The following is a 12887-nucleotide window of genomic DNA, read 5'->3' on the forward strand; positions in this document are numbered from 1 at the left end:
AATAGTTGTTCTATTTGCAAAACTTTTAACGCAGAGATAGCTTCTTTTAACCAGTAAAAATGATCAGTTATTTAATGGATTTGGTATAAGATTCAAAAATACAGTCTTCATCCATAAAAAACGGTAGCTTGTCGCTACCGTTTAATTAACTTAAAGGCGTTGCTAAGATCACACTTTAAATTGACTCGTTAGCCCAAACAGCTGCTGAGATAAACGTGCTAATTCGTTACTTGAGCAACGTATCTGCTCTGCACTAGCAGAGGTTTGAATAGCACAACTATTAATATTATTCACATTTTCACTTAGCTCTCCAGAAACAACAGCCTGCTCCTCAGAGGCACTGGCAATTTGTGCATTTAGTCCACTAATCGTGCCAACACCTTCTGTGATGGAATCCAATGCAATACCTGCTTGCTGTGTTTGATTAACCACAATATCTGCCGATGTACGACTCACATGCATCACCTCAGTGGCACTTTCAACGCCTTCTCTTATACCATTTACCATGCTTTCTATCTCGTTCGTTGCACTCTGAGTGCGTTGCGCTAATGCACGTACTTCATCCGCAACAACCGCAAAACCACGGCCCTGCTCACCTGCTCTAGCGGCCTCAATGGCGGCATTAAGCGCTAATAGATTAGTTTTGTCTGCGACATCGCGAATTACATCTAAAATTCCACCAATTGAAATAGAGCGCTCTGCCAGTTTTTCAATGACATCAGACGCTAGCTGTACTTCTTTGGCTAGTTTTCGAATCGCACAGCTACTTTCATTAAGGACACTTTTACCCTGCAAGCTATGCCCATTAGCCTGTTCAGTTGCCTCTGCAGCTACAGAGGCACTTCTGGCAACTTCAGCAACTGTTGCACTCATTTGCTGAATCGCAGTGGCAATCTGGTTAGTTTCTTGTTCCTGCTTACTTAACATTGTCGCAGTTTGATCCACCGATACAGCGGATTGCTCAGCCGCTCCGGCTAAACTTGATGAGGCATCCGAGACCTCTTTCACCACGCCTTGAATACGCGCAACGAAGCAGTTAAAAGCGGCCGACAAACGTGACATTTCATCACGCCCTTGATCTGGCAAACGCACCCTTAAATCGCCTTCGCCGGTGGCAATATTATTCATCTCTTTAATTAAGCGCTCTATTGAACCGACAATATTACGCACCATTAATAACAAAACAATCACTAACAAAGCTGATAATAACAAAGCGACACTGGTGATAGTAACTTCCACCTGCGCCTGCTCTTTTTTCGCTAGTACCAAGGTGCTTTCAATTGTCTCTTTTAGTAGGGTCTCAGATTGATGTACGCTATTACGCATTTCACCTAAGACCCCCTCTTTAACCGTTAGCCCCCTTGTTTGATACGCTTTGGTCATCGTTATAAATGCTGCTTGGTATTGCTTCATCAATGATGAGATAGCTGTCTTTCTTTGTTGAGCTAGGTTGCTTTCATCTAACTTTTGCAAAAAAAGTGAAATATTGGCATTAAATTTTGTGATTGAATTAAGATCAAGGCGCTGAATAAAGTCTTTTTCATTTTTCCGCAGTTTCAATGCAACGACTAGCAGACTATCGCCATTCATTAATGCTAATTGATTCTCAACATTTTTAACCGATTCACGTAACTCGCCATGCAAGCCTGATTGATGATCAAAACCAATTAACTGATCAATCTCCACCAAACGTTTAAAATGTAATTGGTATTGGTCGAAAGTTTCGAGTAATTGATTAATAGATTGCGTCGGCATATCTAACGCTTTATTAATGACCGCAAGCTCTGTAACTTGTTGATTAAGCAATTGCATGCTTTCCTCAAACCTTTCTTGATATTTCACCTCTTTACGGGTGATAAAATCTTTCTCGTGGCGGCGGAGCATCAGCATCTGTGAATTAACCTGCCTTGCTAGATTTTGCGCCGTGGAAATTTTATGTAACGATTGAATACTTGACAGAGACAGTGCAACAATTGCAAGTGAAACAAGCCCAACAACTCCTGCAAAGAGATACATCTTTTCTTTTATCGTCAGATTAATGTTCATTTCAACCTCTAATACACCAATGAATGTATAAGAACTTTAGAACAAAAAATCAAAAAAACACCAAATATGTTGCATTTTTGTTACAAAACGTAAAGGTGACGACAAATTATTTATCTTGATACGCTATGGGGATCTTTTAAAGGAAGGGTATATATAAAATAAAAAGCCGGTTCACTACGATGTAGCGAACCGGCTTTGTGGCTAGGTGTTACCACCTAAAACATATGTTTATCTTAAAGAGGACAAACAGGGTTCCAACCAGTTACCCAGTTCTCAGCAGAACCAGGAGTACCGTCATTACCACCCCATGCACGAGCCCAAACTTGGCCATCGTACGTTACCATATCACCTTTTGCGTAGTTAGCAGACCAACCACCTGTCCAAGGTTCTAAAGTAGATACATCAATACCACGTGCTTCACAGCCACCATCAGTGATCATTTTCACTTCTGTTTTAGCAGCGAACTCACCTGAGCCAGTTGTGAATACGAATGAAGATGGACCACCACCAATTGGTAAGTGAGCATCAATCTTAATCGTATGGCTTGCACCCGGTGCAAGGCTTACCGATGTAGCGAAACGATGGAAATCGTCTTGCATACCAGGGGCACCTTTGTTGCCACCGTTATTAGCATGGTTTAGTAACGTACCAACTGCGTTGAGGTCTTTACTCACATCAGTTGAAGACGGAATACTAAATGCAATCTTCGAGATAGTTTGCGTACTGTTATTAGTAAACAACCATTCAGAAGTTTGTGGCCATGCAACACTTTCGTCAGTAACGTAACCAACTAATGAAACAGCAACATCCAATTTCTGAGTAGGAAGATTAACTAAAGGATCAGTCATGTTCATATCCGGTGCGCCTGCAGCGACTAGAATTTCATGACCTAAAGAAGTTAATGTACTACCCATGAAGTACTCACCGTTACCAGCAGCACAGTTAGATTCAGGCACGATAGTTGTTGTACGAACACCATCGACTAACGCGTAACAGTTGTAGTCACCCGCCATTTCCCAGAACATGATACCGCCTAAGCCTTTTTCTGCTACATATTTAGATTTAGCACGAACCGCTTGCTCATCTTCAATATTTAACATTACTTTCTTAGTTGGATTCCATAACCAAGCAGCTTCAGCATCGTTATCGTAGTAACGTGTGTACGTACCTACTAACTTGTCAGCTTCGTTGTTGATTGGATCTAAACCATGTTTCTCAGCGTATGTACCAATATGTGCATTAGCTAAGTTTTTAACATGCCAGATTGGGTTTGCCCCCGCACCTAGCTCATTACCTAAAGGATCTGAATCGTGCCACATGTTGTCGATACCGATAGCACCGTTACCACAACCTTGCTCTGTACCAGTTCCTGTACCACGTTCACATTGGTCAGTTGGTGCTTTACCGCCGTAACCATTTACGCCGCCTTCAACGCCTTTCCAACCACGAGTGTAGAATGGTAGACCAACGTTAATACGACCCGCTGGCACTACGCCACGGAAGTAATGGTAAGCCCAGTCAATGTTTAAGTAACCAATATTATCGTAAGCACCGTATACACCGTAAAGGTTCATTTCTGGATCTTTACCGTTATCGTATAAAGGACCATTGAAACCAACTACTTCACCCCATGAACCAGAGAAGTCGTATGTCATCATATTGATGAAATCAAGGTATTGACCTGCTGAGTAAACTTCCATACCACGTAACAAGTAACCTGATGAAGGCACAGCTACCGTTAGGTAATAATGAACGCCATCTTCAGCAGAGGCTTTATCGATTGCTTCACGCATGTCTTTCATTAATACATTGTAAGACTTCATTAAGCTATTACGACGCGGATTTTGAACTGCGCGATCGTATGGGTTACCACCGTCAGTTAATGCCGTTGGGTATTCGTAATCTAAATCGATACCATCAAAGCCATAAGCTCGAAGGAAATCAACAGAAGATTTAACAAAGGCATCAATACCCGCTTGGTTCACCGAACCATCCGAGTTAGTTGTCATTGAGTAGAAACCACCGTTAACAACACGACCAAGATCATCAATCGGACAAGGACCTGTATTTAACACGCCATTTTTGTCAGTTTGACCAGGCATAGTCCATTTATCATCCGCCGTTGGCGCATCAGTCATTGGACATGTAGAGCCAGCATTCTCGCCCCAGAAACCACCTGTTTCAGCCCAACCACCAACAGAAATAAGTGTTTTCACACCTGTTTCTTTCTTGTATTTGTTGATTAGGTTTAAGTGACCGTTGTACTTCATGCTCGGATCCATATCGGCTTCCGTAGCACCCGGTACATCATTCCAAACCATACCTGTATTTGGGTTCGTTGGATCAACTTTATAGCCAGCTTCTGTTGGATAAACATTATCACCAATAGAAACACGGTAGTTATTATCGATATGTGCAAACGCGTAGTTAATATGCGTTACTTTATCCCATGGCACATCCGTTGCTAAGTAAGTCGGCTGACCATTAGCACCGTTACGCCAGTTAGTGAAGTAACCAATGATACGACGAGATGTACCGTTGATCTCTTGCTCGATACCACCTTTTTGGTAAATCGTACAGTAAGGCACATCTACACCAGGTGTTTTGTATAGCCCTTCAGGACGACACTCTTCGTGAGAAGAGAAAACAGGTGTTGGTGTTACTGTTGGCGTTGGCGTCACTGTTGGCGTTGGCGTCACAGTTGGCGTTGGCGTCACTGTTGGTGTTGGTGTCGCTGTTGGCGTTGGTGTCGCTGTTGGTGGCGTAGTTGGTGTTGGTGTAGCCGTAGGCACACTCACATCTAGCGCTTTCCAAACACCCCATTCACCAGTAGTACCAGGCTCCTGACCTTTAGTCCACCAGCCAGCAACATAAGTCACACCATTGTGTGTTACTTCATCACCCGTGTTGTAAACCGTTGCTTTATCCCAACCACTGCCTACGACAGGTGTTGGTGTTGCAGGAGGAGGAGTTGGTGTTGCTGTGACTGTAGGCGTTACAGTAGGCACAGGTGTAGCAGTTGGTGCTGGTGTAGCAGTTGGCGTTGTGTCACCACATGCTGTTGATGACCAAAACCATGTTGCTGCTGCTGAAGGTGTTTCCCAAGTCCCTGGGTTATTCTGTGCAACATAGCACTCACCTTGATAAGTCACAACGTCACCGTTGCTTACTTTTGTTTTTCCGGGTATCCACTCTGTAGCATCGGCAGCGAATGCTGACGAAGTGCCAAGAGCAGCACTTAGCGCAATGGCTAAGACTGACATATTTTTATTCATAAATTCCATCCTTTGAAATCGTAACCATCCATTGGTTACGATCCCATAAGCTACCAGAATTTAAGCGAAATTTCATAAATAAATCATGAAATTGTGTGCTATTTCAAAGTGTAAGCTGTACTTTAAAATTATCCGTTCACAGGAAAAATTGAATCACGATTGATAAAGCTTGGCGTAATTTTCAAACATTTATCGATTGATTGTTTATTATCTAGTTGATCTAAGAGTAGTTTTGCTGCGGCCTCTCCCATCTCTCTACTGGGCTGTTTAATTGTGGATAATGCAGGGAACATATGTTTTGCATGGAAGTTATCGTCATAACCAATTACCGACACCTGTTTTGGTATGTTAATATTGGCTTCACGTAACGCGAGATATACACCAGCGGCAATATCATCATCACCAGCACAAATAGCGGTGAAAGCAAGGCCATTCTTGAGCAATAACTTAGTAGCAGAATATCCAAACTGATCTTCATATTTTCCACGTACGACATAATAATCGTTATTTGCATATTCTTGCATTGCCTGCTCAAAACCCGCTAAGCGCTTGCCTGCATCTTGATAACAACTCAGGCCAGCGAGGTGTACTATTTTTTTATGCCCCGCCTCTAGCAAACTTTTGGCTGCTAAATATCCCCCCGCGTGATTATCAATTTCAACCGATGCTTGTGCTTGAAAAGCACTAGAGGGGCCAATCGTGATCAAGGGCGTCGTAAATCGTTCCGTTAAAGAAAGATCCGTCGCATCAACACTGTTTTCTAAGTAAGTGATTAATCCATCACAACGACGTTGCATTAAGGACTTGATAGCTTGGATCTCTTTTTCTTTAACTCCATAACCGCTGGCAACTAAAACACTCATACCCTGCTCAGAAAAAACATATTGAATCCCTTCGAGCAAACTACAAAAATACGCGCTAGTCATATCCACCAAAACCACCCCGATGGTATTGGAGCAGTTACGACGATAACCCTGTGCAAATTTATTGTTATGGTAATCAAGTTGCTTAATTGCCAACAACACTCTTTTTCTTGCTAACTCGGAGACACTTCCTGTGTCCGTTAATACTCTGGAAACTGTCGATTTGGAGACATTCGCCAGTTTTGCAACATCAATAATGGTTGCCATTTAACCCCCCTTCCCTAAACGCGCTAAAACATCCGTTGTCTTAGCTCACAAAAGTAAGCGATAAAAATATTTGTTAACTAATTGTTACGCTTACAAACCTCTTTAAAAACAGTAGCTTTCAGTAAAAAAGAAGCGATTCCCACACTTTGTCCCAACCTAAATTTATCTATTGTATTGAACTTAAGTGAGTGATTATCATACAACAAATGGGAACGATACCAAAATAAACCAATTATGAATTGAGAAGGAGATCATCATGTTCAAACGTTCATTATTAGTCACCGCCATAATGTTAGCCTGCGCAACGCAACAGGGATGTGTATCGGCAGATGACACAACTACATCACCAAGGATGCTCAGCAACGACTTAAAAAATGATGCTTTTCTTCGCTACAACCAAGTTGGTTATTTACCCAAGGCTGATAAAAAAATGCTGGTTATTGCTGACCATGATCTCAAAGGCAACTTATGGGTAGTAACGCGTAATAGTAAAAACATCACAGAAGGGATTATTGGTGACTCTATATCGGGCCGAAGCGAATTTGCGGCCAAGCCTTTTAATCACACTATCGATCTAAGTGAATTACAAACTGAAGGTGAATATAAGCTATCGATATACAATAAAGAGCATTTAATCACGCAAGAAAGCTTTTCAATAAAGGCGGATTTATATCCGCCTTTGGCCAATGAAATGCTCAAACATTTAAGTGTTGCACGTAGCGGAGAGCAACGCATCGCGCCCTTTCCTGCATCTCACTTAGGCGATAAAAAAGCCCCCATTTACCAACCTCAAGGAGATTGGAGTGAAGGGCAATGGCAAGCAGATAAACAACAAACTGTTATCGATGTCAGTGGAGGTTGGTATGACGCAGGTGATTACATTAAATTTACAATTACCAATGCGCTGACAACTTATCTATTACTTAAATCATACCAAGTAAACCCTGATTTTTTTCAACAGGACAATGGCAAAGCGTTATTAACAGAAGCGCAGTTCGGTCTTGATTATTTGATGAAGCTTTATCAGCCTCCCTATTTTATTATTCAAGTTTCCTCCGGCGATGACCACAACGAGGGTTACCGCTTACCCGAAAATGATAGCCGTGATGGTAAACGTGAAGCCTTTTCTGCTTATTCCATGCCTCACATGGGGTTAACAGCAGCCGCTTTAGCACTCGGCTCAAGCGTTTTCAAATCGATTGATGAAGAAGAACTGGCAAGCCAATATTTGCAACAAGCAATCGCTATTTATGATGCGATTGATATTAACCAACCACAAGCAGGTGCTTTTGAAAACAACAGTGTTAATGAATTTTATCGGGATAAAACTGGTTACGATAACTTAGCACTGGCAAGTAGTGCCTTATTTCAAGCCACTGATGCCCCACGTTATCGTGATGATATCAATAAAATAGCGAGTAAAGTCGAGATCGGTTATTGGGTAAGTTGGGCTGACTTACAACTCGTTGCAAACAATGCGTTAGCAAGCATACATTCAGAAAGTGCTCGAAAAGCCCAACAAGAATTACAGTATTTTCGAGATTTCTCCAGTGAAAAAGCCAATATTTGGGGCACTTTGACAGCGCCAACTTGGGCCCCAATTCCGAATGCTTTATTGAACTCAGCCACGGCAGCGGAACATGACATAGCTAGCCAAGAAAACAAAAATAAAACCATGATTCAAACTAGCCTCGATTATCTACTAGGTAAAAATAATTGGGGGGTTTTATTTATCGCACTTGAAGATCAACCCAATAGCGCTAAAAACATCTACGGGCAAATTTATAACCTCAGTCATACCTTTCCACAGGGTGCAATCGCAGAAGGTCCGGGCGATAAGACCACCCACGATGAAATGTTGCAATGGATGTCAGTTGATCTAGACACTCCGCTTAGCACATTTAATACAGAGACAGAAGTTTTTTACGATGACAGCCACGACTTTCAGACCATGGAAACGGTGGTATGGGGGCAAGCAGCAGGCATCTATCTGCTTAGTGCCTATGACAAATTAATGAAGCAATAACGATTTCCTTACACTGCCTTTGCACGACCGTCACAGCAAAGTACCTATACGCACTGGCAGTTTTTTTACCCTTTTTAATAAACACAGATGACAGGAGTCAACCATGAAAAGTAACAAATCTCTACTCTCGATTGCCGTATTAACTGCCCTAGGCTGTCTTTCAAGTGGCGCTCACAGTGCAGAAAAAAGTGCCACGGTGCCCGGCTATACCGAAGCCATCGATGAATTTGTTCAAGATGCGACACTTTCGGCAGCAGCATTTGTCGATACGCGTATTCAGAAAAATAAAATAGGTGAAGAGGGAGAGCTTGAAGATGCGCTCAACTACACTGATTATAATTTAGTGTTGGCCTTTCAATCTGGTTTTACCGGTGATAATGGAATCGGCGTCGATTTAACCGGCCTCTATGCAGGCACATTAGATCAAAAAACCACCGAATGTACTGAGATAAGTTATTGTTCTGGCTGGTCAAATAATCCAAGTGAAGATGGCACCTTCAAATTCACTAAAGCGGCGATTAAATATCAACTTGCCAATGTTAATGGTGACTTTGGTTATACCGACATGGGCGTCGGGACACTGGGTAACGTTTGGGGATATGTACCAGGAACTTATCGCGGAGCTAAAATTTTCGCTGCCTTTGAACACTTTAATTTAGGTTACGCTTTCGTAGATTCACATACTGCAACGTGGCAAAAAACGGTGGCTGACTCACCTGATGGTAAATTAAATTACAAATATATTCATGCTGCAGAGATCACCGGTAATATTGCAGGCATTGATGCAAAATTAGGCCTAGGTTACGCTAAACTTACCGAAGAGTATGCGACCGCATGGAAAGAGATAGAAGGCGGAGAATGGGTACAGGGTGATGACGATAGTAGTACCTCATTACAAATAGCACTTGATTATTGGGGCGAAAGCTTTTCTCTCGGATACGATGTTTACATGGTTAATTCTGAACGTGATTATGCCGGACTAGGAGCAATGCATGGTCTGAAATTTGAATTACCTGTTGGCGGTTTAACATGGAATTCAGAACTACAATATACACATTTAGCCGATGCAACCACAGCAGGTCCTGACGGCTTTGCTAACAGAATGGTGGCGGGCGCTTATAGTACTAATGCTGGTACCTTTAGTTTATGGTGGGATGCGATGTCTGACTTTAATCAAAACCAAGAACTTGCTTGGTTCAATAAGGTGAGTTATAGCTTCGATAACGGTATTTGGCTAAATGGGGGGGTTGTATTGGCAACCATTGGTGATGATCAAGCTTATATGGATAAAGAGTGGGCTGTGAATGGTAACATTGGTTATACCGTTCCAACTGGCAACCTAAAAGGTTCAACACTGCTATTTCACGTTACACATCTAAACAGAAATGAGCAAAACCCAGACCTCAATGGAGGTTGGTATGCACAATCTCAACAAGACTTCCGTTTACAGTTGATCATGCCGTATAACTTTATCTAAAGTTATCATTCAGCCAATAAAAAATGGCTCGATTAAAGAGCCATTTTTAATAATAAAAGTTAAACCGATTCTCGCTCGACTAAAGTAGCACCTAGTACCGCATTGATATTGGTACTATCGTTACTTTGCATCATGTTAAGTAACATTTTACCCGCCTGTAGACCAATCTCTTCAATCGGCTGACGCATCGATGTGAGGGGGGGGTTCATATGCCGAGCATGGAAGTTATCATCGTACCCCACTACAGCGATATCCTCTGGGATCTTTTTACCCGCTTCACGAAGTGCCATATAAACACCCGCAGCAATATCATCATCACCCGCACAAATAGCATCAAAATCAGCGCCCTCGGCAAGCAGTGATTTAACGCTTTCATAGCCAAACTCTTCGGTATATTCACCAATCACATCGCGACAATCACTTTTTTGGATATCAGCACTTTCTTCCACAGCCTTCCAGAAACTGTGCAAACGATCACGAGCATCTGATAGGTTTTGTGGGCCAGCAAGATGTACTATTTTACGGCGCCCTGCCTCAATCAAACGTGTAGTCGCAACATAACCACCACTTTGATTATCGACCTGCACAGAACTATAACCGAAAGGGATACCATTGCGTCCCATCAATACAATCGGAATATCACGATTGCATAGCTTGTTAATTTCAGCTTTTGTAAAGTCACTCTCAAGAAACAGCAATAGCCCATCACACTGCCTATCTATCAATGAGCTGATAGTATCAAACTCAATGGTTTTATCGCCGTAACCACTACTCACCATCAAATGTTTGTCGCTATCGATAAATGCTTTTTGAATGCCCCCTAGCATTTCAGCGTAAAAAGCACTGCCCATATTAACAACAACAACACCAACAACATTAGACTTATTACTTTTAAGGCTACGAGCAAAACTGTTTGGGCGATAGCCAAGTTCTGCGATAGAAGCTTCTACTTTTGCGCGGGCTTTTTTAGAAACAGAACCATTATTAGCAATAACACGTGAAACGGTGGATTTTGAAACGCCAGAGTGGGCTGATACCTGCTTAATTGTGACCATATTTTCTTCTTATTTGGGTGATGTAATCAGGGTTTCCTGGAAACTCATTATTGCGCATACGTCACTCATTTTAATATTTCATAATAAGAGGTTACGCAACCAGAAACGAAATAAAGGCTTGCCATTTAGAGGACGTAAAAAAGGGCTTTCGCCCCTTTTCGATACTACTTAATAACATAAACTTTTAGCAGGAAATTGCAAGTAAAAACCAAGCACTATGCGGTATCCACTGCTCACTCCATCGCCATGCATGGTTAGGATCATGGGTTGGTGAAAATGCAATGCTATTTTCATCCCACAATCCCGAGGTGATGCCGTTGCAGATCCCCCCTTTAATGCTTTCATGTAGAGGGTCAAATTCCGGTGGATTATGATAACCTAAGCCATTGAGCATGCAGATATCCATCGGATTTTTTCCTAGAATCCAATCTAATGAGCTCTGCGCAATCAATGCTAACTTATGCTGTAAGGTCGTTTCAACAATGCCACTTTTAACTAATAATTTAAATGCACTCGCGAGGGAGGCCAAACGAGCATTTTCTCCTTGCCACCAATATCCGGACTCATTTTCATGCGGGTAAAAAAAGCTACTCGCTTTCGGGCTGGTGCTGGTCATTTTGTACATGCGCGGATAACTAAAAGGGTTGTTCACCTCTTCCGCTAGTTTTACATAACAACGAGCCATCTGCTGTAAGGTAGAATGAATCTTATCACGCAGTGAGTCTTCGACTGGCATCACCGATAAAAAGCGTAATAATGCAATCATCGGTAACCCCTCTTCTGCAGCGTGAAAATAAGGACGCTCTCCTAAATGATCAGCGCTTAACCAACCATAAAATTGACTGTCATAAGTCAGACGTTTGATTAACGAACTGACACGTGCAACAGCAACTTTTTGATAACGAGACTGCTTAGTGGCAGCATACAACTCAATGGCAGCTAACAATGCACAGTAATCATCGATAATATTTTCAATACCATCATCTAGATAGGAAAGATTGTGCTCAACAAGATGCCAAAAACCAATTTCAGCTTTATGAAGATATAATTCACGCAATTCACAGGGAATTAAACTCGCACGTGCTAAAGAAGCAATCGCCATACCGCCCCCCATTCGCCACCCAGCTTGCCACTGACTATTTAAATATCCTGACTGCGTTTTGTAACTACAGATCATGCGCTTCTCGGGGTCATGGCTCCATTGATCAAACACAGTGGTATAGAAATAGCCCTGTTCATCTTGCATACGCGCTAAAAATTCAGCGCCATATAATATTTCATTTTTTAACGCTTCGCATTGGGGCGCGCTTAACAAAGGGTTTTCAAAGCTGGCCAACATATTCCACACCACCATTGGTGTTTGTTGTGGGTTCATATAATTAGCGTAGGAAAGATGACTCAGATATTTACTTTTATCACCCGAGGCATCATACCAACCGCCATGCACATCCACATTGTCTTTACGTTTATCACCATAAAAACCGATTGAACGATCTTTTTCATCCCACATATCCTGACAGCGTTGATTACTAAAATAACTTAATAACAGATCGAAACTTTGCTTAAAATGCGTCGAGTTTTTAATAACAAATGTCTCACTCTCAATCACCTCTGCCAAGCAATTAACGCGCATAATATATGACCCCTGCTGTTCAAATGCAGAAAAATCTAGAACGCTAAAATACCCCTGAGACCAGTTATCAACACTGCCAATATAATCAATGTAACCACTAAATTCGCATTTTAAGGTTTCACTATTTAGTAATTCAAACAGTACTTCTTGCTCAGCAAACAATGGACTTGTTTGTTGCAAAATAATTTGTTTTGGAGCGTTGCAGTCATAACCTAAATGATTAATTAATAACTTATTCATTTTCT

General features: G+C 41.8%; 7 protein-coding genes. 2 read left to right on the forward strand and 5 right to left on the reverse strand.

Annotation, left to right across the window (positions count from 1 at the left end; all coding sequences use genetic code 11):
• Positions 1-168: 168 nt before the first annotated feature.
• From CW745_RS05245 to CW745_RS05255, 3 genes are all read right to left on the reverse strand, one after another.
• Positions 169-2046, reverse strand: coding sequence for a HAMP domain-containing methyl-accepting chemotaxis protein (locus CW745_RS05245; RefSeq protein ID WP_101107461.1), 1878 nt, complete (start codon positions 2044-2046; stop codon positions 169-171).
• A 233-nt stretch (positions 2047-2279) separates the two neighbouring features.
• Positions 2280-5321 carry a glycosyl hydrolase family 18 protein gene (locus CW745_RS16655; protein ID WP_101107462.1) on the reverse strand — a complete coding sequence of 1014 codons (3042 nt, stop codon included), beginning with the start codon at positions 5319-5321 and terminating at the stop codon, positions 2280-2282.
• Positions 5322-5449: 128 nt separating this feature from the next.
• A complete protein-coding gene (locus tag CW745_RS05255; protein ID WP_101107463.1) occupies positions 5450-6451 on the reverse strand; it encodes a LacI family DNA-binding transcriptional regulator in 1002 nt (333 codons plus the stop codon).
• A gap of 256 nt (positions 6452-6707) precedes the next feature.
• On the opposite strand from CW745_RS05255, the gene CW745_RS05260 reads away from it, so the two are divergent.
• Together CW745_RS05260 and CW745_RS05265 are read left to right on the forward strand one after the other, a co-directional pair.
• Positions 6708-8477, forward strand: coding sequence for a glycoside hydrolase family 9 protein (locus CW745_RS05260; RefSeq protein ID WP_101107464.1), 1770 nt, complete (start codon positions 6708-6710; stop codon positions 8475-8477).
• 103 nt (positions 8478-8580) lie between these two features.
• Entirely contained in the window at positions 8581-9954 is a 1374-nt protein-coding gene (locus CW745_RS05265) for a porin (protein WP_101107465.1), read from the forward strand.
• 59 nt (positions 9955-10013) lie between these two features.
• Here the strand turns inward: CW745_RS05265 and CW745_RS05270 are convergent, their stop codons facing one another.
• Both CW745_RS05270 and CW745_RS05275 read right to left on the reverse strand, forming a co-directional pair.
• Positions 10014-11009 carry a LacI family DNA-binding transcriptional regulator gene (locus CW745_RS05270; protein ID WP_101107466.1) on the reverse strand — a complete coding sequence of 332 codons (996 nt, stop codon included), beginning with the start codon at positions 11007-11009 and terminating at the stop codon, positions 10014-10016.
• A 184-nt stretch (positions 11010-11193) separates the two neighbouring features.
• Positions 11194-12882, reverse strand: a complete 1689-nt coding sequence (locus CW745_RS05275) for a glycoside hydrolase family 9 protein (protein ID WP_101107467.1) — start codon at positions 12880-12882, stop codon at positions 11194-11196.
• Between the last annotated feature and the right edge of the window lie 5 nt (positions 12883-12887).

The organism is Psychromonas sp. psych-6C06 (assembly GCF_002835465.1).
Classification (GTDB): domain Bacteria; phylum Pseudomonadota; class Gammaproteobacteria; order Enterobacterales; family Psychromonadaceae; genus Psychromonas.